The following is a 25,240-nucleotide window of genomic DNA, read 5'->3' on the forward strand; positions in this document are numbered from 1 at the left end:
GCCCGCCCGCGGCATGCGGCCCAGCCGTCTCGCGTCCCGCGCCCGGCCCGGCGGAGGGAGTCCCGGCTCAGTCCAGCCGGGTGGCACCCGGGGCGGGCCGGACGGTGACGTGGCCGGGCGTGGCGAAGCCCCGCTCGGCGTAGGCGGCCGTGACGGCGGCGGCGACCGCGTCGGCCCGTTCCGCGTCGACCAGGGCGAGGACGCAGCCGCCGAAGCCGCCGCCGGTCATCCGGGCACCGAGCGCGCCGGCGGCGAGGGCCGCCTCGACGGCGGTGTCGACCTCCGGGACGGTGATCTCGAAGTCGTCGCGCATCGAGGCGTGCGAGGCGGTCAGCAGCGGGCCGATCTCGCGTACCCGGCCGGCGCGCAGCAACGCGACGGTGTCGAGGACCCGTTGGTTCTCGGTGACGACGTGCCGCACCCGGCGGCGGGTCTCCTGGTCGTCGAGCCGGGCCAGGGCGTCGGCCATCCCGTCGGCGGGGACGGCGCGCAGCGCCGCGACGCCGAGCAGCCGGGCGGCCCGTTCGCAGGACGCGCGGCGGGCGGCGTACTCGCCGTCGGCGTGCCGGTGCGGGGCCCGGCTGTCGACCACCAGCACGGCCAGGCCGGCGGCGTCCAGGTCGAACGGGACGTGCTCGACGGACTCGTCGCGGCAGTCCAGGAAGAGGGCGTGCCCGGCGCGGCAGCGGATCACCGCCGACTGGTCCATGATCCCGGTCGGCGCGCCGACGTAGTCGTTCTCGGCCCGCTGGGCCAGCCGGGGCCGCCGCGCGGCGGGCAGTTCAAGCCCGCCCAGGTCGGCCAGGGCGGCCAGCACGGCGGCCTCCAGCGCGGCCGAGGAGGACAGCCCCGCGCCGAGCGGCACGTCGGAGGCGATCGCCAGCCGCGCGCCGGGCACGGGGTGCCCGGCCTCCCGCAGCGCCCAGAGGACCCCGGCCACGTACGCGCCCCAGCCGGTGACCCGGCCAGGTTCGGCGACCTCGTCGGCGCCGAAGGTGACCGTCGCGCCGGTGAGTTCGGAGCGGACCGTCCAGGTGTCGCCGGGCTGCGGGGCGGCGGCCACCACCGTACGCAGCGGGAGGGCGAAGGGCAGGACGAAGCCGTCGTTGTAGTCGGTGTGCTCGCCGATGAGGTTCGCCCGGCCGGGAGCCGCCCAGCGGCCGGCGGGCGCCTCGCCGTACGCCGAGCGGAAGACGGCGGTGGCGCGGGCCGCGACGTCGTCGCTCACCGCGGCCCCGCGACGTGCGTGCGGTAGAAGGCCCAGGCGTCGGTGACGATGTCGGACAGGGTCGGCTTCCGCGGCTCCCAGCCCAGTTCCTCGCGGGCGAGCGCGGACGACGCGACCAGCTCGGCGGGGTCGCCCTCGCGGCGTGGCGCGACCTCGACCGGCACGGGGTGCCCGGTGACCTCGCGGACCACGTCGACCACCTGCCGGTTGCTGAAGCCGTTGCCGTTGCCCAGGTTGTAGATCCGGTGCTGGCCGGCCGTCGCCGCGCCGAGCGCCAGCAGGTGGGCGCGGGCCAGGTCGGCGACGTGGATGTAGTCGCGCACGCAGGTGCCGTCGACGGTCGGGTAGTCGTCGCCGAAGAGCTGGAGCTTCTCCCGCCGGCCGGCGGCCACCTCCAGCGCGATGGGGATCAGGTGGGTCTCGGGGTCGTGCCGCTCGCCGAGCGCGACGTCGCCGTCGAGGTACGCGCCGGCCACGTTGAAGTAGCGCAGCGAGACGGCGGCCAGGCCGTGCCCGATCGCCTCCGAGGTGAGGGCCATGTCGACGGCGAGCTTGGTGGCGCCGTACGTGTTGGTGGGGGCCTTGACGGCGGTCTCCGGGATGGGCAGCTCGGTGGGGTTGCCGTAGACGGCGGCGGTGGAGGAGAAGACCAGGCGGGGCACCCCGGCGGCGCGGACGGCGTCGATGAGGGCGATCGAGCCGACGGTGTTGACCCGCCAGTACAGCTCGGGCCGGACCATCGACTCGCCGGCGGCGATCAGCGCGGCGAAGTGCAGCACCCCGTCGAAACCCGCGCCGGGGGTGAGCACCCGCGCGGCGTCGTGGACGGGCGCGTCGACGTACGTCGCGTCGGGGGCGAGCGCCTCCCGGTGGCCGGTGCGCAGGTCGTCGAGAACCACCACCTCGTGGCCGGCGTCCAGCAGCATCCGGGTCACCACGCTGCCGATGAAACCGGCGCCGCCGGTGACGAGCAGTTTCACGTCGGTCTCCTCCCGCCCGGCCGCCCGGTCGCGGCCCGTGCCCGTGATCACCCTACGGCCGGCCGTCGCGTGGTGACCGCCCTCCGGCGGCTTGCCATCCCATCATGATCCCTCATGTCCGAACAGAGTCGCACATGGGCAGCCGGCCGGCCCGACACTGTCTACCATCGATGTCATGCGGGAAGCGGGTGCTCCCGGGCAGCGGCGACGCGCCCCGAGCCGGCCACGCCGCGAACCGGGGCCGCTGCCCCGGGCCGTCGCCCGGATGGTGGTGCGCGCCGCCGACGCCGCCACCCGGGCGGTGACGGCCCTGCTCGGCGCCAGCCCGGCGGCCGGCCGGGAGCGGATCAGCGAGGCGGAGCTGCGCGACCTGGTCGCCGCCAACACGCTGCTGGACCCGGTCGAGCGCCGGATCATCGACGAGGTGCTCGTCGCGGGCGCGAGCCTGATCCGGGAGGTGATGATGCCGCGCACCGAGGTCGTCTTCCTCTCCGCCCGGCTCACCATCGCCGAGGCGGAGCGGCTGGTCCGGGCCGAGACCCACACGCGCTACCCGGTGGTGGACGGGACCCACGACGACGTGGTCGGCTTCGTGCACCTGCGCGACGTGCTGCTCCGCCCCGACCTCGACCCCTGCACCACCGTCGGTGAGCTGACCCGGGAGGTGAAGCGGCTGCCCGGCAGCAAACGGGTGCTCGCCGCGCTCAGCGAGATGCGCCGGGAGCGCCACCACCTGGCCGTGGTCGTCGACGAGTACGGCGGCACCGCCGGCATCGTCACCCTGGAGGACCTCATCGAGGAACTGATCGGGGAGATCCACGACGAGTACGACACCGACCCCGACCTGGTGCACGCGGGCCTGCCCGCCGTGGTGGACGGCCGGCTCAACCTCGCCGACTTCGCCGAGCACACCGGGGTCCGCCTGCCGCCCGGCCCGTACGAGACGGTCGGCGGTTTCGTGATGGCCGCGCTGGGCCGGCTGCCGGTCGCCGGCGACGAGGTGGCGGTGACCCCCGGCCCGCCCGGCGACGGCGGCGCGGAACCCGACGACCCGGCCGGCGGCTGGCTGCTGCGGGTGCTCACGATCGAGGGGCGCCGGGTGGCCCGGCTCACGGTCTCCGCCGTACGCCTGCCGGAGCCGCGACGCGAGGTCGCCGCCCCGTCGCCGGTCGGGCGGAGCCGACCCGCCGGCCCGTCATGACGCGCACCGGGTCTTGCTGACAGAATTGCCGCCATGCCCGACGTTCCCGCCCGCCCCCGCGTCTTCTCCGGCATCCAGCCGACGGCCGACTCGTTCCACCTCGGCAACTACCTGGGCGCCGTGCGGCACTGGGTGGCGTTGCAGGACACCCACGACGCCTACTACTGCGTCGTCGACCTGCACGCGATCACCGCCGGGCACGACCCGAAGACGCTCATGCAGCGCTCCCGGATGGCCGCCGCCCAGCTCTTCGCCGTCGGCCTCGACCCGGAGCGCAGCACGCTCTTCGTGCAGTCGCAGGTGCCCGAGCACTCGCAGCTCGCCTGGGTGCTGGGCTGCATCACCGGGTTCGGCGAGGCGAGCCGGATGACGCAGTTCAAGGACAAGTCGCAGAAGCAGGGCGGCGAGCGGGCGAGCGTCGGCCTGTTCACCTACCCGATCCTGCAGGCCGCCGACATCCTGCTCTACCAGGCGAACGCCGTGCCGGTGGGCGAGGACCAGCGCCAGCACCTGGAGCTCTCCCGCGACCTGGCCCAGCGGTTCAACTCGCTGTTCGGGCAGACCCTGACGGTGCCCGCGCCGCACATCGTCAAGGACACCGCGAAGATCACCGACCTGCAGGACCCGACGGCGAAGATGTCGAAGTCGTCCTCGTCGCCGGCCGGCATCATCAACCTGCTGGAGGATCCGGCCCGCTCGGCCAAGAAGATCCGCTCCGCGGTCACGGACACCGGGCGGGAGATCGTCTTCGACACCGAGACCAAGCCCGGCATCTCCAACCTGCTGACGATCTACTCCGCGCTGAGCGGGCGGAGCGTCGACGACCTGGTCGCCGCGTACGCCGGCAAGGGCTACGGCGACCTGAAGAAGGACCTCGGCGAGGTGGTGCGGGAGTTCGTCGGCCCGATCCAGGAACGCACCCGGGCCTACCTCGACGATCCGGCACAGCTGGACAAGCTGCTCGCCGCCGGCGCGGAGAAGGCCCGCGTGCTCGCCGGCGCGACGCTGCGCACCGTGTACGAGCGGGTGGGCTTCTTCCCGCCGGTGCGCGGCGAGTAGCGCCCCGGCACGGCGGGTGAAGGGCGGACGGGTCGGTGGCCGGAGGGATGACGCACAGCGTGGATCGCAGGGACGGGGCGCCGGACGCCGGTGACACCATCGAGATCGGCATCGCGGTGGACATCCCCGAGCCGTGGGGCGGGATGCTCACCCGGCGGCGGGTCGAGGCCGGCGACCCGAGGGCCGTGCCCGCGCACGTGACCCTGCTCGGGCCGACCGAGATCCCGGTGGCGGCGCTGCCGGCCGTGGAACGGCACCTGGACGCGGTCGCCGCCGCCCACCTGCCGTTCACCCTGCACCTGCGGGGCACCGGCACGTTCCGGCCGGTGACCCAGGTCGTCTTCGTGGCGGTGGCCGCCGGGATCAGCGAGTGCGAGCTGCTCGCCGCCGCGATCCAGGCCGCCCCCGAACTGCGCCGCGAGACGCGTTTCCCGTACCACCCGCACGTCACGGTCGCCCAGGACGTCGCGCCCGAGGCGCTGGACCGGGCGTACGAGGACCTGGCGGACTTCTCGGCGCTGTTCGAGGTGGAGGCGTTCACCCTCTTCTCGCACAGCGGACAGACCCGGTTGCAGCCGCGCCGGGACTTCCGGCTGGGCGGCTGAGCGGTCCCGGCGTGAACGTGCTGGGCCGTGTCGAGGCGGGAATCGAGAGCCGGATCAGCGCCGCCCGCCGCCGGTGGGGCGCGGCCGACCACCTGTGGCGGGCCGGCGTGCTCTACACCGACGTGCTGGGTGGGCGGCTGGCCGCCGCGATCGCCTACTACGGCTTCTTCGCGGTGTTCGCGCTGGCGCTGGTCGGGTACTCGATCTTCGGGGCCATCCTGGAGGACAACGACGAGGTCAGCGCGGCCGCCGCGGACTTCCTCCGGGAGAACCTGCCGTTCCTCGACCCGGTGCAGATCGCCGACAGCAGCGGCACGGTCGGGGTGGTCGGTCTGATCATCCTGGCGTTCACCGGGATCGGCTGGGTGGAGGCCATCCGCTCCTCCCAGCGGCTCATGTACGGGCTCAACCAGCAGCCCGGCAACCTGGTGGTCCGCCGCCTGGTCGACCTCGGCGTACTGGTGGCCATCTTCGTGCTGCTCGGCGTCTCGGTGGCGGCGGTGGACGCCCTGGAGTCGCTGCTGCGCTTCCTGCTGCGCAGCACCGGCTCGGTCGGCCTGACCACGATCAGCGCGGTGCTCAGCGTGCTGGTCAACGCGGTGCTGGCCACCCTGCTGCTGGTGGCGGTGCCGAGGCTGCGGATGAGCCGGTCCCGGCTGCGCCCGGTGGTACTGCTGGTCGCGGTCGGCATCACACTGCTGAACACTGTCGGGCGCTTCTACGTGGTGCGCACCGAGCGGAACCCGGCGTACACGGTGGTGGCGGGCGCCGTGGGGCTGCTGCTCTACCTCTACCTGCTCAACCAGTTGGTGCTCTTCGGCGCGGCACTGGCCGCGACCAGCCCGCGCGGTCGGGTGGTGGACCTGGCGGAGGGTCCGGCGCCGGCCGACCTGGACGCGGACACGGACCCCGGCACTCCGGGCGGGGCCGGATGAGCGGGGGAGCGGGCGTACGCGTCTCGGTCGACCAGGACTCGGCGGTCCCGCCGTACGAGCAGGTGCGTGGGCAGCTCGCGGCGCAGATCGGGACGGGCCGGTTGGCGGTGGGCACCCGGCTGCCGACCGTCCGACGGTTCGCGGCCGACCTCGGGCTGGCGGTCAACACGGTGGCCCGGGCCTACCGGGAGCTGGAGGCGGCCGGTCTGCTGGAGACCCGGGGCCGGCACGGCACCTTCGTCGCACCCGGCCGCGATGATGCGACGGACCGGTTGCAGCGGATGGCGGCCGACTATGCCGCCGAGGCCGCCCGGCTGGGAGTGCCGCCGTCGGCGGCGCTCGCCCTGGTCCGCGCGGCGCTGGACGCGGCGCGACCGGCCTGACGGCGCCCCGTGCCACCTGCCCGTGCGGGTGTCGACCAGCGGAGGCCGGTTCGGCGTGGGCACGGCGACCGGCCTGACGGAGCCCGTGCCGACGTGTGCGCGGGAGGGGGAATGGCGGGAATGGCTTCCCGGGCGTCCGGCGCCGTGGACATGATGGGCGCGTGGGCGCACTCGTGACACTGGACCTGCCGGACGACTCGCCGATGCTCGGCCTGCCGTGGATCATCACCTTCGGCCCGCTCGGCGACGCCGACGAGTGGGAGCCGGTGGTGTGCGGCCCCTACGAGCGGCCGCACGCCCTCGCGCTCGCCGAGGCGATCGTGGCCGAGGAACAGCTGATGGCGGTGGTCGAGCCGCTGTTGCCGGCGGTCTCGGCCGAGGAGATCCGGGGCGAGATCGCCGCGGCGCAGATCGCCGCCGAGGACGAGGCGGCACAGATCGAGGGGGCCGACCTCTACGGCGACTTCGAGGACACCATCGACGACGAACTGGAGGCGGCGGCCGAGGAGGCCGACCACGCGGAGCCGGTCGCCCCGCCCACCGAGGCCGAGCTGCGGGCCGGCTTCCGCCGCATCGCCGCGAAGCTGACCGGAGAGCCGGCCTGAGCCGGCGGCCCCCGGCGACGGCTCAGGGGCGGACCGGGGGCCGGTGCAGGACGCAGAACTCGTTGCCCTCCGGGTCGGCGAGCACGTCGAGGACGCCGGCGCCACCGGAGCGGACTCCGGAGGCGCCGGCGCCACCTCACCCCCCACCACAAGGGGTCGTTGCCCAGTCGCCCGTCGGCGCGGGGCACAACGGACGACCAGGTCGATGACGGGTTACCCGCTCAGCGCCGTTCGAACCAGGCTGCCGCGTCGACTCCGAGCAGATGACCGGAGCCCTGCCCGGTGAGCGGCTCGCTGGCGGCGATCGGCGTGCCGTACCCGTCGATCAGGGCCGGGGCACCGCTGATGTTGACCACGCAGGTCAGCACGGTGTCGCCGGCGGCACGGCTGAAGGCGAGCACGCCCGGCCCGGCCTCCAACCAGGTGACCCCGCCCGCGTCGGCGGCCAGCGCCGGGTGCTCCCGGCGGATCCGCAGCGCGGTGCGGTAGAGCTCCAGCGTCGAGCCGGGCACGCCGGTCTGGGCGGCGACCGAGAGGTCCCGCCAGGTCGCCGGCGCCGGCAGCCAGCTCAGTTCGCTGCCGGCCGGCCCGAAGCCGTACGGGGCCAGCTCGCCGCTCCACGGGATCGGTACGCGGCAACCGTCCCGGCTCTCGCCGGTGCGCAGGAACGCCGGATCCTGGCGCAGCTCGTCCGGCAGGTCGAGCACCTCCGGCAGGCCCAGCTCCTCGCCCTGGTAGAGGTAGGCGCACCCGGGCAGGGCCAGCATCAGCAGGCTGGCCGCGCGCGCCCGGCGCAGGCCCTCGGCGCCGTCGCCGTAGCGGGTGACGTGCCGCTTCTTGTCGTGGTTGGAGAGCACCCAGGTGGTGGGGGCGCCGACGATGGTCGCCTCGGCCAGGGCGGTGTCGATGACCTTGCGGAACGAGTCGGCCGACCAGGTCGCGTCGAGGAAGTCGAAGCTGAACGCCTGGTGCAGCTCGTCCGGGCCGATGTAGCGGGCGAGGCGCTCCGGGGTCTCGGCCCACGCCTCGGCGACCGCCATCCGGCCGCCCGGGTAGCTGTCCAGGATCGGCCGCCAGGCGCGGTAGATCTCGTGCACCTCGTCCTGGTCGAAGTAGGGGAGCCGGCCCTTGCCGAGCAGCTCCGCCTGGCGCTGACCGGTGGTCATCGAGTTGAACCCGACGTCCGGCAGCCCCTCGGCCTTGATCATGCCGTGCGCCACGTCGATCCGGAAGCCGTCCACGCCCCGGTCGAGCCAGAAGCGCAGGACGCCCTCGAACTCGGTCCGGACCTCCGGGTGCCGCCAGTTCAGGTCCGGCTGGGCCGGGTCGAACAGGTGCAGGTACCACTGGCCGTCGTCGATCCGCGTCCAGGCGGGGCCGCCGAAGATGCTCTCCCAGTCGTTCGGCGGCAGCTCGCCGTGCTCGCCCCGCCCCTCGGCGAAGAGGTAGCGCTCGCGCTCGGCGGAGCCCGGACCGGCGGCCAGCGCGGCCTGGAACCACGGGTGCGCGCTGGAGGTGTGGTTGGGCACCAGGTCGACGATGATCCGCAGGCCCAGGGCGTGCGCGTCGGTGATCATCGCGTCGAAGTCGGTGAGGGTGCCGAACATCGGGTCGACGTCGCGGTAGTCGGCGACGTCGTACCCGCCGTCGATCATCGGCGAGGTGTAGAAGGGGGTCAGCCAGAGCGCGTCCACGCCGAGGTCACGCAGGTACGGCAGGCGCTCGCGGATGCCCTGGAGGTCGCCGACGCCGTCGCCGTTCGAGTCGGCGAAGCTGCGTACGTAGACCTGGTAGACGACCGCGGAGCGCCACCAGTCGTCGTCGGAGGTCAGCGGCGAGGGGTTGCTGACGGTCATCGGTGGCGTTCCCCGTTTCTGTGGCGCGGGAGGGCGGCACCCGGCGCGACGCGGGGTGCGGAGTGGTGTCTGAGCAGAATGCCGCTCGCTACTGCAAGAGTCAAGCAGTTCTTGCGCAAGAACTGGCATCGGCCGGGCGGCGAACTGACGGCCCTCGCCCGCCTGTTTCACGGGGAAGGGTGAGCGGTCAGGCCGGGACGACGAGCGCGGACGGGGTGGGGCGCTGCCGGGTGGCGCCGCCCGGGGCCGGCGGCGCGGCGGCGGTGGGGGCGACCGCGGTGGAGCCGCGCACCACCAGCTCCGGGCGGAACACGTACTCCGAGTGCGGGGCGGCGTGCCCGTTGATCTCGTCGACCAGGGCCCGGACGGCGGCGACCGCCATCGCGGCGACCGGCTGGCGCATGGTGGTCAGCGGTGGGTCGGTGAAGGCCATCAGCGGGGAGTCGTCGTAGCCGACCACCGACAGCTCGCCCGGGACGGACATGCCGCGCTGCCGGGCGGCCCGGATCGCGCCGAGCGCCATCAGGTCGGAGCCGCAGACGATGCCGGTGACGCCGCGCTCCAGCAGCCGGGCGGCGGCGGCCTCGCCACCCTCCACACCGAACAGGGAGAGCTCGGCCAGCTCGTCGAGGCCGCCCTCGCTGACGCCGAGCAGCCGGCCCGTGGCGGCCCGGAAGCCGGCCACCCGGCGCTGCACCGGCACGAACCGGTCCGGGCCGGTGATCAGGCCGATGCGACGGTGCCCGAGCGCCACGAGATGGGCCACGGCCAGCTCGGTGGCCTCGCCGTCGTCGCAGGAGACGAAGGGCGCGGGGATGCCGGGCGCGTACCCGTTGATCATCACGACGGGCAGCGGGCGGGCGATCAGGGCCCGGTAGCGGTCGTGGTTGGCGGCCGTGTCGGCGTGCAGGCCGGAGACGAAGACGATCCCGGAGACCTGCCGGTCCAGCAGCATCTCGACGTACTCGTCCTCGGTGACCCCGCCGGGGGTCTGGGTGCAGAGCACGGGGGTGAACCCGCTCTGCGCCAGGGTCGACTCGATCACCTGGGCGAAGGCGGGGAAGATCGGGTTGTCGAGCTCGGGCACCACCAGGCCCACGAGCCCGGCGCTGCGCTTGCGCAGCCGGGCCGGGCGCTCGTAGCCGAGCACGTCGAGGGCGGTGAGTACGGCCTGCCGGGTCTCGGGCGCCACTCCCGGGCGGTCGTTGAGCACCCGCGACACCGTGGCCTCGCTGACTTCGGCCTGTTGGGCGATGTCGGACAGTCGAGCGCGCATGGGCGCACTTTAGCTCACGGGCAACTTCTTGCGTACACTTCTGCAAGCCCTTCCATTCTCTGAAACCTCTTGCTAACGTCCCCGCAACACGCGAGAGCAGCGGCGCAGCACGCCGGGCGCCGGTTGGCAAGAAATTTTCGAGAGGTTTCCACTGGCGGGAACGCCCTTCCCCCGGCGTGCCGCCATGACGACAGGAGTACCGATGCGCATCCGTACCGCGGGTGTGGTCGCCGTCCTCGGCCTGGCGCTCGCCGCCTCGGGCTGCGGCAGCGACAGCAGCGACGAACCGGCCGCGAAGGAATCCACCAAGGCCGCCACCGGCGGCAAGCTGGTGATCTGGGCCGACGACAAGCGCACCGCCGCCCTCAAGCCGTTCGCCGAGAAGTTCGGCCAGGAGAACGGCGTCACGGTCGAGGTCCAGGCCGTCTCCAAGGACCTCCAGACCAACTTCGTCACCGCCTCGCAGCAGGGCAGCGGCCCGGACGTCGTCGTCGGCGCGCACGACTGGATCGGCAACCTCGTCCAGAACGGCGCCATCGACCCCGTGCAGCTCGCCGCCGAGCAGAAGAGCGGCTTCAACGAGACCGCGGTCAAGGCCGTCACGTTCAACGGTCAGATCTACGGCGTGCCCTACGCCATGGAGAACCTGGCGCTGATCCGCAACACCGAGCTGGCCCCCGAGGCGCCGAAGACCATCGAGGACCTCGTGGCCGCCGGCAAGAAGCTCAAGGCCGAGAAGAAGGCCAGCGAGATCCTCTGCCTCCAGTCCGGCCAGAACGGCGACGCCTACCACATCTACCCGCTCTACACCTCCGCCGGCGGGTACCTCTTCGGCACGGCCCCCAACGGCGACTACGACCCGAAGGACCTGGGCGTGGGCAAGCCCGAGTCGATCGCGGCCTTCCAGAAGATCGCCAAGCTCGGTGAGAAGGGCGACGGCGCGCTGAAGCGCTCGATCACCGGCGAGAACTCGATCGCCACGTTCACCGGCAAGAAGTGCGCCTACCTGGTCTCCGGCCCGTGGGCCATCGCGGACGCCAAGAAGGCCAACATCTCCTACGACATCTCCCCGGTCCCCGGCTTCGCCGGTGGCAAGGAGGCCCAGCCGTTCGTGGGCGTGCAGGCGTTCTACGTGGCCTCCAAGGGCAAGAACAAGGCCCTGGCCCAGGAGTTCGTGGCCAACCACGTCACCACCACCGACCTGGCCGTGGCGCTCTACAACGCCGAGCCCCGCCCGCCGGCGCTGACCGCCGCGCTCGACCAGGTCAAGGGCACCGACCCGGACCTGGCCAAGTTCCAGGAGGCCGGCAAGAACGGCCAGGTGCTCCCGGCGATCCCGGCCATGGCCACCATCTGGGACCCGTTCGGCAAGGCCGAGGCCGCCATCATCGGCGGCGCCGACCCGGCCAAGACGATCACCGCGGCCGGCAAGACGATCTCCGCCCAGATCAAGTAATGAGCACGTCGCTGTCCGGCCCGGGGGCTGCCACCCAGCCCCCGGGCCGGGAGCCCGTCGATCCCGGGCTCCCGGGCAAGCCCCGCGCCGCGCGGCACCACGCGCCGATCACCGTGACGGGTCTGCTCGTCAAGGTGCTCCTGCTCGGCCTGACCGCCGGGATCGCGGTCTGGGCGGCCTTCCCGCTCATCGAGGCCGAGAAGTGGGCCGGGCTGGCCCTGCTGACCGCCACCACCGCCGGGCTCTTCTACCTCTACCTGACCCGCCGGCACGTCCCGGCGAAGTACCTGGTCCCCGGCACGCTCTTCCTGATCGCGTTCCAGATCGTCCCGGTGCTCTACACGGCGAGCACCGCCTTCACGAACTTCGGCGACGGCCACCGGGGCACCAAGGAGGACGCCGTCGTCGCCATCCAGACCGCCTCGGTCAAGCAGGTGCCCGGCTCCACCGAGTACGCCCTCTCCGTCGCCACCCAGGGCGACCCGGCGACCGGACCGCTCGTCTTCCTGGTCAGCGACCCGGGCACCGGCACCGTCTCGGCCGGCGACGCCGCCGGGCTGCGCCAGCTCGACCCGGCCGGCGTCACCGTGGCCCCGGGCGGCAAGGTCACCGCCGCCGACGGCTACACGGTGCTCAACTTCGGCCAGGCCAGCGCCCGCAGCCAGGAGATCACCGACCTGGTCGTGCCGACGTCCGGGGGCGCGCTGCGCTCCGCCGGCCTGTCCCGCGCCTACGAGGGCAAGGCGGTCCGGGCGTACGACGCCGACTGCGACTGCGTCAGGGACACCGAGACCGGCAGGACCTGGACGGCGGACGAGGCGACCGGCGCCTTCGTGGCCGCCGACGGCGAGCGGCTGGCCCAGGGCTGGAAGGTCACCGTCGGGCTGAAGAACTTCTCCCGGGTACTCACCGATCCGGCCATCTCGGAGCCGTTCTTCGGCACGCTGCTGTGGAACTTCGCCTTCGCCATCGGCTCCACCGGCGGCACGTTCCTCCTGGGCATGTTCATCGCCCTGGCCCTGCACTCGCCACGGATGCGCGGCACCAACTTCTACCGCATCCTGCTGATCCTGCCGTACGCCATGCCGTCCTTCGCGATGCTGCTGGTCTGGCGGGACATGTTCAACACCGACTTCGGCCTGATCAACAACCTGTTCGGGCTCGGGGTGGACTGGTTCGGCCAGGAGTGGTCGGCCCGGGCCGCGGTGGTCCTGGTGCAGCTCTGGCTCGGCTACCCGTACATGTTCCTGGTCGCCACGGGCGCGCTCCAGGCCATTCCGAAGGAGTTGACCGAGGCGTCCTCGGTCGACGGCGCGTCGCCGTGGCAGTCGTTCCGGTCGGTCACCCTGCCGCTGCTGCTGGTCGCGCTCTCCCCGCTGCTGATCGCGTCGTTCGCGTACAACTTCAACAACTTCAACGCGATCTACCTGACCACCGAGGGCGGCCCCTTCCCGGCGGACAACCCGACCGCGGGGGCGACCGACCTGCTGATCACGTACACGTACCGGCTGGCCTTCGGCGCGCAGGGCGCCCAGTTCGGCCTGGCGGCGGCGGTGTCGATCTTCATCTTCACCATCGTGGCGGTGGTGTCGGCGGTGAGCTTCCGGCGCACCCGTAAGCAGGAGGAGGTGTACTCGTGACCGCGCTGCACGGCACTCCGGTCGCGGGCGGCGCGACCGGCGCCGCCCCGGCCGCCAACCGCACCGCGGGCCGGGGCCGCAACCGGTGGTTCGCCCAGGTCGGCTGGCGGCACCTGGTGGGCGTACTGGCCGTCGCGTTCAGCCTCTTCCCGATCCTGTTCGTGCTCTCGGCGGCACTCAACCCGCTCGGCACGCTCTCCTCGACGGAGCTGGTGCCGACCGGGGCGTCGGTGGAGAACTTCACGAACCTGTTCGACCGTACGGCGTTCGGCTGGTGGTTCCTCAACTCGCTGCTCATCGCCGGGGTGGCCTCGTTCGCGTCGGTCTTCCTCTCGGCGCTGGCCGCGTACGCCTTCTCCCGGATGCGCTTCGCCGGGCGCCGGGTCGGGCTGCTCTCGCTCCTGCTGATCCAGATGTTCCCGCAGTTCCTGGCCATCGTGGCGATCTTCCTGATCTTCACGACGGTCACCGACCTGTGGCCGGCGATCGGCTTCAACACCCCGTGGGGCCTGCTGCTGCTCTACCTGGGCGGCGCGCTGGGCGTGAACACCTGGCTGATGAAGGGCTTCTTCGACACGCTCCCCCGGGAACTGGACGAGTCGGCCACCATGGACGGCGCCAGCCACGCCCAGGTCTTCTTCCGGATCATGCTGCCGCTGGTGGCGCCGATCCTGGCGGTGACCGGCCTGCTCGCCTTCATCGGCACCATCAACGAGTTCCTGATGGCGAACGTCTTCCTCACCAACAGCGAGTCGAAGACGCTCGCGGTCGGCATGTTCGGCCTGGTGGCCGGCGAGCGCAACAACAACTTCGGGATCTTCGCGGCGGGCACCCTGCTCACCGCGATCCCCACGGTGCTGGTCTTCCAGATGGTCCAGCGCTACATCGTCTCCGGCCTGACCGCCGGAGCCGTCAAGGGCTGAAACAGAGCTGCGGCAAGGGCGTCGGCGTCCGACGTACACCGGAGCAGTCACGGATCGACCGCCGCGGTCGGGGAACCGACCGCGGCGGGAGACCCCTCTCTCCCCGTCCGACCGACGCGAAAGGCACCACCATGTCCCTGTTGCCGCACCACGACGGATCCGCCCTGTACGTCCCCGAGCAGGAGCCCGCGCTCGGCGACGTCGTCGACGTCTTCGTCCGGGTGCCGGCCGGCGCCGACGTCCGGCAGGTGCACGTGCGCACCACCGGCGACGGCGAGCCCCGGTTCACCGAGGCGGTCGTCGACCGCACCGACGGCGGCGACGTCTGGTGGCGGGTCCCCGTCGAGGCCCGCAACCCGGTCAGCAACTACCGCTTCATGCTCACCGGCAGCCGTGGCCACCGCTGGCTGAACGCCGCCGGCGTGGTGCGCCACGACGTGCCCGACCACGGCGACTTCAAGCTGGTCACGTACGCCCCGCCGCCCGCCTGGGCCCGCGACGCGGTGATCTACCAGATCTTCCCCGACCGGTTCGCCCGCTCCGCCGCCGCCGAGGGCCGCGAGCTGCCGGACTGGGCCATCCCGTGCGACTGGGACACCCCCGTCGTCGGGCGCGGCCCCGAGACGCCCCGGCAGTTCTACGGCGGCGACCTGGACGGCGTCGCCGAGCGGCTGGACCACCTGGACCGCCTCGGCGTGAACACCGTCTACCTGACCCCTGTCTTCCCGGCCCGCTCCAACCACCGCTACGACGCGGCCAGCTTCGACACCGTCGACCCGCTGCTCGGCGGGGACGCCGCGCTGGCCCGCCTCGCCGACGCCGTACGCGCGCGGGGCTGGCGGCTGCTCGGCGACATCACCAGCAACCACACCGGCGACGCGCACGAGTGGTTCACCCGGGCCGCCTCCGACGTGTCCGCGCCCGAGCGGGAGCTGTACTACTTCGACGAGGTGACCGGTGACTACGAGTCCTGGAACGGGGTCAGGTCGCTGCCGAAGCTGAACTGGGGCAGCGCCGAGCTGCGCCGGCGCTTCGCCACCGCCGACGACTCGCTGCTGCGCCGCTGGCTGCGCCCCCCGTACGCGCTCGACGGCTGGCGGGTGGACGTGGCGAACATGACCGGGCGGCGGGGCGCCGACGCGTACACCCACGAGGTGGCGGCGCTGCTGCGCGAGGTGGTCGCCCGGACCCGGGCCGACGCCCTGCTGATGGCCGAGCACGGCCACGACCACACGGGCGACCTGGACCGGAACGGCTGGCACGGCACCATGAACTACGTCGGCTTCACCGACCCGGTCTGGTCCTGGCTGCGCCACGGCGACCAGAGCGTGCCGAACTTCCTCGGCACCCCGGGCGGGGTGGTGCGCCGGGACGCGGACGCGGTGCTCGCCACCATGGACGCCTACCGTTCGCTGATCTCCTGGCGGTCGTACACCCACTCGTGGCAGCTGCTCGGGTCGCACGACTCCGCCCGGATCCGCACGGTGGTCGGCGACGCCGCACGGCAGGAGGTCGCCGCCGGCCTGCTCGCCACTATGCCCGGCACCCCGATGATCTTCGCGGGTGACGAGTTGGGCCTCACCGGCACCAACGGGGAGGGGTCGCGTACCCCTATGCCGTGGCACCGGCCGGAGAGCTGGGACGGCGCGACGTTCGCCGCGTACCGGGCGCTGGTCGGGCTGCGCCGCGCGGAGCCCGCGCTGCGCCACGGCGGCCTCCGGTGGCTGCACGCCGACGCCGACACGCTGGTCTTCCTGCGCGAGGCCCCGACCGGCTCGATCCTGGTGCTGGCCCGTCGCGCCGCCGGCGAGCCGCTGCGCCTGACCGGCCTGCGGGCGGCCGAGAACCTGTACGGCGGTGCCCCCGCCCTGCGGCCCGACGCCGACGGCGCCGTCACCCTCCCGGCGGACGGCCCCACCTTCCAGGCCTGGCGGGTTTCCTGACTCCTGCCCCGCCCCACTACTACGATCCGTCGTTTTGAGGGAGGATGGTGCCCGTGGAAGCTCTCAGACTGATACTTCGCTACGTTCACCTGATCGGTTTCGCCCTGCTGCTCGGCGGCGCGATCGTCCAATACATCAGCGGCAAGCTGCGGATCAACCCGGCCATGCTCTGGGGATCCGTGATCATGCTGGCTACCGGGATCGGCCTCTCCGCGCCCCTGCGCGACGGGAACGAGCCGGACCCCGCGAAACTTGTTACCAAGTTGGTGCTCGCCATACTGATCTTTGTCATGGTCTTCTTTTCCCGCAAGCGCGACGTGGTCAACCGGGGGCACTTCCTGATGATCGTCGCGTTGACCCTGGTCAACGCGGCGGTGGCCGTCTTCTGGCGGTAACGCCACCGGCGGGAAACGACGCGCGGAACCGGACGTTCCGCGACGCCTCGCTGCGCACCCACCGGCACCGAGAGTGATCTGCCCCACCTAAGGGTTACGTAGGGGTAACAGGCGCTCAACAGTCGTGCACGATTGGCGGCCGGTGGGTGGGCGCGGGCGTACGCTCCCGTCCGTAACGTGGGACGCCGGCGGCGTAGCGCAGGCCGGCTCAAAGGGCTGCCACCGTGCAGGACGCGGTGTGCAATGGGAAGGAGACGTCTTGCGCTCGATGCGTGGGATGCGGATCGCCTCCGCCTTCGCGGTGGGTGGGCTCGTGCTGGGCGCCGCCGCGTGCGGCGAGGCCCCCGAGGAGAACAACAACGCCGGCAGTGGCGACAAGAAGTACAGCGCCTGCATGGTGACCGACGTCGGCGGCATCGACGACAAGTCGTTCAACACCTCCGCCTGGAAGGGCCTGGAGGAGGCGAAGAAGGCCAACGACAACATCGACATCAAGTACGTCGCGTCGAAGGCCGAGGCGGACTACGAGGTCAACCTGACCCAGTACGTCAACCAGAAGTGCGACTTCATCCTGGCCGTCGGTGGCCTGATGGGTGACGCCACCTCCAAGATCGCCAAGGCGAACCCGAACCAGCAGTTCGGCATCGTCGACGCGAAGGTCCCGGAGACCAACGTCTACCCGATGCAGTTCGACACCGCACAGGCCGGCTTCCTCGCCGGGTACCTGGCCGCCGGCATGACCAAGAGCGGCACGGTGGGCACCTACGGCGGCCTGCCGATCCCGCCGGTCACCATCTTCATGGACGGCTACGCCGACGGCGTCGCGCACTACAACAAGACCAAGGGCAAGTCGGTCAAGGTCGTCGGCTGGGACAAGGCCACCCAGAAGGGCTCCTTCACCAACGACTTCGTCAAGCAGGACGAGGGCAAGAAGGTCAGCGACGCGCTGGTCGCCCAGGGCGCCGACATCGTCATGCCGGTCGCCGGCGGCGCGGGCCTCGGCACCACCGGCGCGGCCAAGGCGTCGGGCGGCAAGTACAACACCATCTGGGTGGACGTCGACGGCTGCGAGAGCACCCAGGACTGCGCGGCGATCATCACGACCGTCGAGAAGAACATCCCGGACGCCGTCAAGGAGGCCGTCGTCAAGGCCGCCGGCGGCGAGAAGCTGTCGGCCACCCCGGGCTACCTCGGCAACCTGTCGAACAACGGCGTCGGGCTCGCCCCGTACCACGAGTTCGACGGCAAGGTCCCGGCCGAGCTGAAGGCCGAGGTCGACAAGCTGAAGGCGGACATCGCCGCCGGCACCGTCACCGTCACCTCCGCGGCCCAGCCGAAGTAAGGCTCCGCCGGTCACCTGCGGTGAGACGATCACCCGGATAGGCCGGCGAGCGGAAACAGCACGACAATCCGGCCGCCCCGGCGTCGCGGGAAGAACCCGCGCGCCGGGGCGGCCGATATCCGCTCCGCCCGACGACGGCCCCGCGCCGCGAGCGGTCCCCCGGCAGCTACGCTGCACCATCGCTTCGCACTCCAGGAGGTTGCGCTGAGACTCGAACTGCGCGGCATCACCAAACGGTTCGGTGATCTGGTCGCCAACGACCACATCGACCTGACGGTGGAGCCTGGAGAGATCCATGCCCTGCTAGGCGAGAACGGCGCCGGCAAGTCGACCCTGATGAACGTCCTCTATGGGCTCTACCAACCCGACGAGGGCGAGATCCTGGTCGACGGCAAGCCGTTGAAGCTGCGCGGGCCGTCCGACGCGATCGCGGCCGGGATCGGCATGGTGCACCAGCACTTCATGCTGGTGCCCGTCTTCACGGTCACCGAGAACATCATGCTCGGCGCCGAGCGGGTCCGGGGCGGCATCGTCGGCTTCCTGGACCGGTGGCAGGCCCGGCGCGAGGTAGCCGAGGTGTCCGAGCGGTACAACCTGCGGGTCGACCCGGACGCGGTGATCGAGGACCTGCCGGTCGGCATCCAGCAGCGGGTGGAGATTGTCAAGGCGCTCACCCGCGACGTCGACCTGCTCATCCTCGACGAGCCGACCGCCGTGCTCACCCCGCAGGAGACCGAGGAACTGCTCGCCGTGATGCGGTCGCTCAAGGCCGCCGGCAAGTCGATCGTCTTCATCACCCACAAGCTGGGCGAGGTCAAGGCCATCGCCGACCGGATCACCGTGATCCGGCGCGGGAAGACCGTCGGCACCGCCTCCCCCGAGGCGAGCCGCGACGAGCTGGCCGCGCTCATGGTGGGCCGCAGCGTGCGGCTCACCGTCGAGAAGGAGCCCGCCACCCCCGGCAAGCCGGTCCTGGAGATCGCCGGCCTGGTCGTCGACGACGACCGGCAGATCCGGGCGGTCGACGGTGTCGACCTGACCGTACGCGCGGGCGAGGTGCTCGGCGTCGCGGGCGTGCAGGGCAACGGCCAGACGGAGCTGATCGAGGCGATCATGGGCCTGCGCCCGACGCTCGCCGGCACCATCACGCTTGACGGGCAGCAGGTCGACGGCTGGTCGACCAAGAAGGTGCTCCGCGCGGGCGTCGGCTACGTGCCGGAGGACCGCAGCGTCGACGGCCTGGTCAAGGAGTTCTCCGTCGCGGAGAACCTGGTGCTCGACATCTACGACCGGCCGCCCTTCGGCAAGGGCCTGGCGCTCAAGCCGGAGGCCGTCGCGAAGTCGGCCAAGGAGCGGATCGCGCAGTTCGACGTCCGTACCTCCTCGGCCGACGCGCCCGTCGGCACCCTCTCGGGCGGCAACCAGCAGAAGGTGATCGTGGCCCGGGAGCTGTCCCGGCCGCTGAAGCTCCTCATCGCCGCCCAGCCGACCCGCGGCGTCGACGTCGGGTCGATCGAGTTCATCCACAGCCAGGTCATCCGCGAGCGGGACATCGGCACCGCCGTCATGGTGGTCTCCAGCGAACTCGACGAGGTGATCGGCCTGGCCGACCGGATCGCGGTGATGTACCGCGGCCGGATCATCGGCATCGTCGGCCCGGACACCCCCCGCGAGGAGATCGGCCTGCTGATGGCCGGCATCAGCCCCGACGCGGCATCCGCCGCGGCGAACGGCACGACCCCGGCCGCGCCGACGGCCGACGGCGGTGCGGCGGAACCCGCCGCCGACAGCCCTGGTAGCGAGGACGAGGCATGACGAACCCGAACCCGGAGTCGGGCTCCCCGGGTAACCCGAACCCGCCGTCGGGCTCCCCCGACAAGGAACCGGCGACCGAGGCGCAGGCCGCGCAGACCGCGCTCGGCAACACCGAGCGCGCCGAGACGGCCACCACCCGGAAGGTCCCCGCCCCGGAGGCGAAGCCCTCGCTGGGCCGGCTGTTCCTGGACAACCTCTGGGCGGCGAACACCTTCACCGTGACCCTGCTGTCGCTGGTGCTGGCGATGGTCGTCGGCGCGGTGCTGATGATCGTGTCGGACCCCGAGGTGCTCGCCACATACAGCTACATCACGGCCCGGCCGTCCGACGCGCTCAACGCGAGCTGGACGCTGGTCAGCGAGGCGTACGGGAACCTCTTCAAGGGCGCGGTCTTCGACCCGGACGCGGTCGGCTTCCAGGCGGTGATGAGCCCGATCTCGGAGACGCTCACCTACACCGCGCCGCTGGTCTTCACCGGCCTGTCGGTGGCGCTGGCCTTCCGGGGCGGCCTGTTCAACATCGGTGCCCAGGGGCAGGCCACCATGGGCGTGATCCTGGCCGCGCTGGCCGGCTTCCTGCTGCCGCTGCCGCCCGGCCTGCACCTGCTCGTCGCGGTGCTCGCCGGCGCGCTCGGCGGTGCCATCTGGGGCTTCATCCCGGGCATCCTCAAGGCGCGTGCCGGCGCCCACGAGGTGATCAACACGATCATGCTCAACTACATCGCCACGTACTTCCTGACCTGGATCATCGTGCAGAAGGGCATCCAGGACCCGAACCGTACGGACGCGATCAGCAAGCCGGTCGACGGCTCGGCCCAGCTGCCCCGGCTGCTCGGCGACGGGCTGCGGGTGCACGCCGGCATCATCCTGGCGGTGCTGGCGACCTGGGCGGTCTGGTGGCTGCTCAACCGGTCCACGCTCGGCTTCGAGCTGCGCGCCGTCGGCGCCAACCCGGACGCCGCGCGGACCGCCGGCATCAGCGTCACCCGGACGTACGTCCTGATCATGGTCTTCGCCGGGATCCTGGCCGGCCTCGGCGGCTCCAACATGGTGCTCGGCTCCACCGCGAGCGCGCTGACCCCGCTGGTGGTCGCGCAGATCGGCTTCGACGGCATCCTGGTGGCGCTGCTCGGCCGGGTGAAGCCGTGGGGCGTGGCCCTGGCCGCGCTGCTCTTCGGCGCGCTCCAGGCCGGCGGCAACCGGATGCAGTCCTACTCGGGGATCTCGCTGGAGCTGGTCACCGTGCTCCAGGCGCTGATCGTCATCTTCATCGCCGCGCCGGCCCTGGTGAAGGCGATCTTCCAGCTCCGGGCCGCCCGCGCCGCCCGGTTGCAGACGAGCCTGGCGAAGGGCTGGTAACTCATGTCCACCATGGCTGTCGAAGACGTCGCGGTCGCCCCCGTCGACCAGGGCTTCTGGACGCGTACCCGCAAGGTCGGCGCCGTGCTGCTCGCCCTCGGCCTGCTGGCGACGGTGCTGTTCGGGGCGCTCGCCACCGGCGAGCAGGCCCGCTTCACCCTCAGCGAGGACGCGGCCGGCGCCGCGCTCGAGATCCACGGTACGGTCGGCGCGATCCTCTTCGGCCTCGTCGCGGTCGCGGCCGGCGTCGCCATGCTGGCCGGGCTGCCGAAGCGCTGGTTCACCCTCGTGCTCGGTGTCGGCCTGGTCGGCTTCGTGCTGTCGTTCCTCTGCTGGCAGGTCTCCGACGCGCCGACCGGGCAGAACTTCATGCCGCTGGTCAACATCATCCGGGGCACGTTCATCCTGGCCCTGCCGCTGGTCTTCGGGGCGCTGGCCGGCGTGCTCTGCGAGCGCTCCGGCGTGGTCAACGTGGCCATCGAGGGGCAGCTGCTGATGGGCGCCTTCAGCGGCGCGCTCTTCGGCAGCCTCTCCGGCAGCGTCTGGGTCGGCCTGGTCGCGGCGGCCATCGGCGGCGCGTTCATCTCGCTGCTGCTGGCCGTCTTCTCGATCCGCTACCTGGTCGACCAGGTGGTCATGGGTATCGTGCTCAACCTGCTCGCGGTCGGCGTCACCGGCTTCCTCTACGAGCGGCTGATGCAGACCAACGCGCAGAAGTACAACAGCGCTCCCCGGTTCAGCAACTGGGAGATCCCGGGGCTGTCGGACATCCCGCTGCTAGGCCCGGCCCTGTTCCGGGGCAACATCTTCCTCTACCTCGGCCTGCTGCTGGTGCTGGTCATCCACATCGCGCTGTTCCACACCCGGTGGGGCCTGCGCACCCGCTCGGTCGGCGAGCACCCGACCGCCGCCGACACCCTGGGCGTCAAGGTGCTCGGGCTGCGCTACCGCAACGTGCTGCTCGCCGGGGTGGTGGCCGGCATCGGCGGCGCCTCCTACACGCTGGCGCTCTACTCGTTCACCAAGAACATGATCGGCGGCAAGGGCTTCATCGCCCTGGCCGCGCTCATCTTCGGCCGGTGGAGCCCGACGGGGGCGCTGCTCGCGGCGCTCTTCTTCGGCTTCGCCGACCAGCTCGCCACCTACCTGGGCGCCATCAACAGCGTGATCCCGAACCAGTTCCTGGCCATGCTGCCCTACCTGGCGACGATCCTGGCGGTGGCCGGGCTGGTCGGTCGGGTCCGGGCGCCCGCCGCCGACGGCAAGCCGTACATCAAGGGCTGACGGGGGAGTACCACATGGAGATCGACTGGGAGCGGCTGCGGGCCGCCGCCACCGAGGTGATGCGGCACGCGTACGTGCCGTACTCGAAGTTCCCGGTCGGGGCGGCCGCGCTGGTCGACGACGGCCGGGTGGTGGTCGGCTGCAACGTGGAGAACGCCGCGTACGGCGTGGTGCTCTGCGCCGAGTGCGGGGTGGTCTCCTCGCTGCACGCCACCGGCGGCGGCCGGATCGTGGCCCTGTCCTGCGTCGACGCGACCGGCGAGCCGCTGATGCCGTGCGGCCGGTGCCGCCAGCTGCTCTGGGAGCAGGGCGGGCCGGAGTGCCTCATCGAGGCGAAGGGCGGCCCGCTGCGGATGGCGGAGCTGCTGCCGCACGCCTTCGACGTGGCCGACCTGGAGGCCGTGACCGGGGAGGCCCCGGTGCCCGTGGTGCCGGACCGGCTGGCGTCCTGGCGCGGGCGGGGAACGGTCTTCGTGCACCCCGACCTCTCGGCCGGCCAGCAGGTCTGGACGGGCTACTGGGAGCGGTCGGCGGGCGACAACGAGAGCGCCGAGACCGGAGTGCTGGAGGAGGGCCCGAGCTGGGACGACCCGGCGGAGGCGATCGCCTGGGGGCTGGCCCGTACGCCCCGGGTGGTGGTCGTGGACGCCTCGGGCGCGATCTTCTGGGCCGGCGAGGGTGAGCCGCCGATGGAGATCCCTGCCCGCTGGGTTGGTTGAGCTTCGGGGCTCGGGCCGACCGTGCCCGGCTCCGGGCGGTCAGGCTTGATCCCTCCGCCGGACACGGTCGGCCCGAGCCCTCGGTGGTCGTGGTCCGCGTGCCGGTATCGCCATAACGACGAGAAAGAAACTTGTGATGAGTGGGTTTGCGGCGGTTGATGTCATTCGGACCAAGCGGGACGGGGGTGTGCTCTCCGACGCGCAGATCGACTGGGTGGTGGACGCGTACACCCGGGGGGTGGTGGCCGACGAGCAGATGTCGGCGCTGGCCATGGCGATCCTGCTGCGCGGCATGACCGCGCCCGAGATCGCCCGGTGGACCGCCGCGATGATCGCCAGCGGGGAGCGGCTCGACCTCTCCGCCGTCGACCGGCCGACCGTCGACAAGCACTCCACCGGCGGCGTCGGCGACAAGATCACCCTGCCGCTCACCCCGCTGGTGGCGGCCTGCGGCGCCGCCGTGCCGCAGCTCAGCGGCCGGGGCCTCGGGCACACCGGCGGCACGCTGGACAAGCTGGAGTCGATCCCGGGCTGGCGGGCGGCGCTGAGCAACGACGAGTTCACCGCCCAGCTCCAGGACGTCGGGGCGGTGGTCTGCGCGGCCGGGGCCGGCCTCGCCCCCGCCGACCGCAAGCTGTACGCGCTGCGCGACGTGACCGGGACCGTCGAGGCCATCCCGCTGATCGCCAGCTCCATCATGAGCAAGAAGATCGCGGAGGGCACCGGGGCGCTGGTGCTCGACGTGAAGGTCGGCTCCGGCGCGTTCATGAAGTCCGTCGAACAGGCCCGCGAGCTGGCCCGGACGATGGTCGAGCTGGGCGGGGCGCACGGCGTGCGGACCGTCGCCCTGCTCACCGACATGTCCACCCCGCTCGGCCTGGCCATCGGCAACGCCGTCGAGGTGACCGAGTCCGTCGAGGTGCTGGCCGGTGGCGGCCCCGCCGACGTGGTCGAGCTGACCCTGGCCCTGGCCCGCGAGATGCTCGACGCGGCCGGGCTGCCCGACGCCGACCCGGAGGCCGCCCTGCGCGACGGCCGGGCGATGGACTCCTGGCGGGCGATGATCCGCGCCCAGGGCGGGGACCCGGACGCCCCGCTGCCGACCGCCGACGAGGTCGAGGTGGTGCGCGCCGAGGCGGACGGTTTCGTCGCCGCGGTCGACGCGTACGCCATGGGGGTGGCCGCCTGGCGGCTCGGCGCCGGACGGGCCCGCAAGGAGGACCCGGTCAGCGTGCCGGCGGGGGTCGTGCTGCACAAGCGCCCGGGCCAGGCGGTGCGGGCGGGCGACCCGCTCTACGAGCTGCGCGCGCAGGACGCCGCCCGGATCCCGGCGGCGCGGGACGACGCCGCGCGGGCGGTACGGATCGCGCCGGTCGCGCCCGCCGCGACGCCGCTGGTGATCGAGCGGATCGGCTGAGCGCGACGGCCGCCGGGGTGGCATGGTGCCGGCCCGCTCGGGCCGCTATCCTCCCTGGCCAAGGGGGGAAAACCGGCGCCGAGTCGTCGCGAGCAGACAGGAACTTTCGCCGTGGCCGTACCTGCCCCCGACCCACGTGAGGTGCGTGAGGCGAGCCTGGACGAACTGTCCCGGCTGGGTCTCCCGTTGCCGCCCGCCCAGTTCCCGCTCGTGTGGGAGCCCGGCGACCAGATCGAGCTCCGCCCGACGGTGGAGATCGAGGCCCGCATCGCCGTGCTGCACCTGATCCTGGCCCGCTGCTTCGGGATGCCGCCGCAGGCGGCGATGAGCTGGCTGCTCGCCTCGCACCTGGTGGAGATGGTCACGCCGCCGGAGTTCCAGTTCGTGACCGGCGGCAAGGGCGACCACCGGTCGTTCGTGCTGCACCACGACGCGCTCTTCGCCCTGGCCTGGGTGCTCGGCCTGACCAAGCAGCTCGATCCGACGCTGCCGGTGGACGAGCGGCTGGTGGAGCGGATGCCGCACATCCCCGAGGGGGAGACCTTCGGCCAGTGGCGGGCCCGGATCCTCACCGCCCCGCAGCATCCCGCCGACGCGGCGGCCCTGCTGGACCTGCACTACTGCCTGGACTGGGCGTACCTGGAGACGGAGCGGGCCGGCCGGACGCCGCCCGGGATGGTCGACGCGAACGCGATCGGCCAGCGCCGGTGGGCCCTGGAGTGGGCCGTGATGCTGCGCGGGCCGTACCACGACGAGCCCCCCGGTTGGGAAGAGGTCGACCTCTCCACCTGACCGGCCGCTCGCCTGAGGAGTAAGGAAG

Annotated in this window: 22 protein-coding genes and 1 pseudogene; 18 read left to right on the forward strand and 5 right to left on the reverse strand. The window is 72.4% G+C overall.

The window, feature by feature from the left end; genetic code table 11:
* Positions 1–67 precede the first annotated feature (67 nt).
* The gene (gene galK, locus ACGFIR_RS04975; protein WP_393143276.1) at positions 68–1,228 is read right to left on the reverse strand and encodes a galactokinase; all 1,161 of its coding nucleotides are present in this window, start codon (positions 1,226–1,228) and stop codon (positions 68–70) included.
* Positions 1,225–2,208 (reverse strand): UDP-glucose 4-epimerase GalE, encoded by a 984-nt coding sequence (gene galE, locus ACGFIR_RS04980; protein WP_393000273.1) that lies wholly within the window; start codon positions 2,206–2,208, stop codon positions 1,225–1,227. The genes galK and galE overlap by 4 nt, the downstream gene beginning before the upstream one ends.
* A gap of 175 nt (positions 2,209–2,383) precedes the next feature.
* Here galE and ACGFIR_RS04985 point away from each other — a divergent pair, with 175 nt between their 5' ends.
* From ACGFIR_RS04985 to ACGFIR_RS05010, 6 genes are all read left to right on the forward strand, one after another.
* Entirely contained in the window at positions 2,384–3,409 is a 1,026-nt protein-coding gene (locus ACGFIR_RS04985) for a hemolysin family protein (RefSeq protein WP_393000271.1), read from the forward strand.
* 33 nt (positions 3,410–3,442) lie between these two features.
* Entirely contained in the window at positions 3,443–4,468 is a 1,026-nt protein-coding gene (gene trpS, locus ACGFIR_RS04990; protein ID WP_393000269.1) for a tryptophan--tRNA ligase, read from the forward strand.
* A 47-nt stretch (positions 4,469–4,515) separates the two neighbouring features.
* The gene (locus ACGFIR_RS04995) at positions 4,516–5,073 is read left to right on the forward strand and encodes a 2'-5' RNA ligase family protein (protein ID WP_393000267.1); all 558 of its coding nucleotides are present in this window, start codon (positions 4,516–4,518) and stop codon (positions 5,071–5,073) included.
* Positions 5,074–5,084: 11 nt separating this feature from the next.
* The gene (locus ACGFIR_RS05000) at positions 5,085–6,008 is read left to right on the forward strand and encodes a YihY/virulence factor BrkB family protein (protein ID WP_393000265.1); all 924 of its coding nucleotides are present in this window, start codon (positions 5,085–5,087) and stop codon (positions 6,006–6,008) included.
* Entirely contained in the window at positions 6,005–6,391 is a 387-nt protein-coding gene (locus ACGFIR_RS05005) for a GntR family transcriptional regulator (protein ID WP_393143278.1), read from the forward strand. The genes ACGFIR_RS05000 and ACGFIR_RS05005 overlap by 4 nt, the downstream gene beginning before the upstream one ends.
* 161 nt (positions 6,392–6,552) lie before the next feature.
* The gene (locus tag ACGFIR_RS05010) at positions 6,553–6,996 is read left to right on the forward strand and encodes a hypothetical protein (protein ID WP_393000260.1); all 444 of its coding nucleotides are present in this window, start codon (positions 6,553–6,555) and stop codon (positions 6,994–6,996) included.
* Between the two features lie 22 nt (positions 6,997–7,018).
* Here the strand turns inward: ACGFIR_RS05010 and ACGFIR_RS05015 are convergent.
* The 3 genes and pseudogenes from ACGFIR_RS05015 to ACGFIR_RS05025 form a co-directional block, all read right to left on the reverse strand.
* Positions 7,019–7,114, reverse strand: a pseudogene (locus ACGFIR_RS05015) (hypothetical protein); the annotation flags it as partial.
* A 103-nt stretch (positions 7,115–7,217) separates the two neighbouring features.
* Entirely contained in the window at positions 7,218–8,852 is a 1,635-nt protein-coding gene (locus tag ACGFIR_RS05020) for a glycoside hydrolase family 13 protein (protein ID WP_393143279.1), read from the reverse strand.
* A gap of 187 nt (positions 8,853–9,039) precedes the next feature.
* Complete coding sequence (locus tag ACGFIR_RS05025) at positions 9,040–10,128, reverse strand: LacI family DNA-binding transcriptional regulator (protein WP_393000256.1); 1,089 nt, start codon at positions 10,126–10,128, stop codon at positions 9,040–9,042.
* A gap of 202 nt (positions 10,129–10,330) precedes the next feature.
* On the opposite strand from ACGFIR_RS05025, the gene ACGFIR_RS05030 reads away from it, so the two are divergent.
* The 12 genes from ACGFIR_RS05030 (at position 10,331) to ACGFIR_RS05085 (ending at position 25,212) form a co-directional block, all read left to right on the forward strand.
* Positions 10,331–11,584 carry an extracellular solute-binding protein gene (locus ACGFIR_RS05030; protein WP_393000254.1) on the forward strand — a complete coding sequence of 418 codons (1,254 nt, stop codon included), beginning with the start codon at positions 10,331–10,333 and terminating at the stop codon, positions 11,582–11,584.
* The gene (locus ACGFIR_RS05035; protein ID WP_393143281.1) at positions 11,584–13,224 is read left to right on the forward strand and encodes an ABC transporter permease subunit; all 1,641 of its coding nucleotides are present in this window, start codon (positions 11,584–11,586) and stop codon (positions 13,222–13,224) included. The genes ACGFIR_RS05030 and ACGFIR_RS05035 overlap by 1 nt, the downstream gene beginning before the upstream one ends.
* A gap of 5 nt (positions 13,225–13,229) precedes the next feature.
* Positions 13,230–14,147, forward strand: a complete 918-nt coding sequence (locus ACGFIR_RS05040; RefSeq protein ID WP_393001367.1) for a sugar ABC transporter permease — start codon at positions 13,230–13,232, stop codon at positions 14,145–14,147.
* A gap of 131 nt (positions 14,148–14,278) precedes the next feature.
* Positions 14,279–16,090 carry a glycoside hydrolase family 13 protein gene (locus ACGFIR_RS05045; RefSeq protein ID WP_393143283.1) on the forward strand — a complete coding sequence of 604 codons (1,812 nt, stop codon included), beginning with the start codon at positions 14,279–14,281 and terminating at the stop codon, positions 16,088–16,090.
* A 53-nt stretch (positions 16,091–16,143) separates the two neighbouring features.
* Entirely contained in the window at positions 16,144–16,485 is a 342-nt protein-coding gene (locus tag ACGFIR_RS05050) for a hypothetical protein (RefSeq protein ID WP_393000248.1), read from the forward strand.
* Positions 16,486–16,762: 277 nt separating this feature from the next.
* A complete protein-coding gene (locus tag ACGFIR_RS05055; RefSeq protein WP_393001365.1) occupies positions 16,763–17,827 on the forward strand; it encodes a BMP family protein in 1,065 nt (354 codons plus the stop codon).
* Between the two features lie 264 nt (positions 17,828–18,091).
* On the forward strand, positions 18,092–19,642 hold the full coding sequence (locus ACGFIR_RS05060; protein WP_393143756.1) for an ABC transporter ATP-binding protein: 1,551 nt from the start codon (positions 18,092–18,094) through the stop codon (positions 19,640–19,642).
* Positions 19,639–21,000 carry an ABC transporter permease gene (locus ACGFIR_RS05065; RefSeq protein ID WP_393000246.1) on the forward strand — a complete coding sequence of 454 codons (1,362 nt, stop codon included), beginning with the start codon at positions 19,639–19,641 and terminating at the stop codon, positions 20,998–21,000. Before ACGFIR_RS05060 ends, ACGFIR_RS05065 begins: the two co-directional genes overlap by 4 nt.
* A 3-nt stretch (positions 21,001–21,003) precedes the next feature.
* Positions 21,004–22,284 (forward strand): ABC transporter permease, encoded by a 1,281-nt coding sequence (locus ACGFIR_RS05070; RefSeq protein WP_393000244.1) that lies wholly within the window; start codon positions 21,004–21,006, stop codon positions 22,282–22,284.
* A 14-nt stretch (positions 22,285–22,298) separates the two neighbouring features.
* Entirely contained in the window at positions 22,299–23,003 is a 705-nt protein-coding gene (locus ACGFIR_RS05075) for a cytidine deaminase (RefSeq protein ID WP_393000242.1), read from the forward strand.
* Between the two features lie 136 nt (positions 23,004–23,139).
* Entirely contained in the window at positions 23,140–24,420 is a 1,281-nt protein-coding gene (locus tag ACGFIR_RS05080; RefSeq protein ID WP_393143285.1) for a thymidine phosphorylase, read from the forward strand.
* Between the two features lie 111 nt (positions 24,421–24,531).
* On the forward strand, positions 24,532–25,212 hold the full coding sequence (locus ACGFIR_RS05085; protein ID WP_393000238.1) for a DUF4272 domain-containing protein: 681 nt from the start codon (positions 24,532–24,534) through the stop codon (positions 25,210–25,212).
* The last annotated feature ends 28 nt before the right edge of the window (positions 25,213–25,240 follow it).

The sequence above is a fragment of the Micromonospora sp. NPDC049051 genome (genome assembly GCF_043197575.1).
GTDB lineage: Bacteria > Actinomycetota > Actinomycetes > Mycobacteriales > Micromonosporaceae > Micromonospora.

What these genes read in the sequence shown, in the direction of transcription:
- ACGFIR_RS04985 (WP_393000271.1), top strand. Translation starts at nt 2,384, where the DNA reads ATGCGGGAAGCGGGTGCTCCCGGGCAGCGGCGACGCGCCCCGAGCCGG.
- trpS (WP_393000269.1), top strand. Translation starts at nt 3,443, where the DNA reads ATGCCCGACGTTCCCGCCCGCCCCCGCGTCTTCTCCGGCATCCAGCCG.
- ACGFIR_RS04995 (WP_393000267.1), top strand. Translation starts at nt 4,516, where the DNA reads ATGACGCACAGCGTGGATCGCAGGGACGGGGCGCCGGACGCCGGTGAC.
- ACGFIR_RS05005 (WP_393143278.1), top strand. Translation starts at nt 6,005, where the DNA reads ATGAGCGGGGGAGCGGGCGTACGCGTCTCGGTCGACCAGGACTCGGCG.
- ACGFIR_RS05020 (WP_393143279.1), bottom strand. Translation starts at nt 8,852, where the DNA reads ATGACCGTCAGCAACCCCTCGCCGCTGACCTCCGACGACGACTGGTGG.
- ACGFIR_RS05025 (WP_393000256.1), bottom strand. Translation starts at nt 10,128, where the DNA reads ATGCGCGCTCGACTGTCCGACATCGCCCAACAGGCCGAAGTCAGCGAG.
- ACGFIR_RS05030 (WP_393000254.1), top strand. Translation starts at nt 10,331, where the DNA reads ATGCGCATCCGTACCGCGGGTGTGGTCGCCGTCCTCGGCCTGGCGCTC.
- ACGFIR_RS05035 (WP_393143281.1), top strand. Translation starts at nt 11,584, where the DNA reads ATGAGCACGTCGCTGTCCGGCCCGGGGGCTGCCACCCAGCCCCCGGGC.
- ACGFIR_RS05045 (WP_393143283.1), top strand. Translation starts at nt 14,279, where the DNA reads ATGTCCCTGTTGCCGCACCACGACGGATCCGCCCTGTACGTCCCCGAG.
- ACGFIR_RS05055 (WP_393001365.1), top strand. Translation starts at nt 16,763, where the DNA reads ATGCGGATCGCCTCCGCCTTCGCGGTGGGTGGGCTCGTGCTGGGCGCC.
- ACGFIR_RS05065 (WP_393000246.1), top strand. Translation starts at nt 19,639, where the DNA reads ATGACGAACCCGAACCCGGAGTCGGGCTCCCCGGGTAACCCGAACCCG.
- ACGFIR_RS05070 (WP_393000244.1), top strand. Translation starts at nt 21,004, where the DNA reads ATGTCCACCATGGCTGTCGAAGACGTCGCGGTCGCCCCCGTCGACCAG.
- ACGFIR_RS05075 (WP_393000242.1), top strand. Translation starts at nt 22,299, where the DNA reads ATGGAGATCGACTGGGAGCGGCTGCGGGCCGCCGCCACCGAGGTGATG.
- ACGFIR_RS05080 (WP_393143285.1), top strand. Translation starts at nt 23,140, where the DNA reads ATGAGTGGGTTTGCGGCGGTTGATGTCATTCGGACCAAGCGGGACGGG.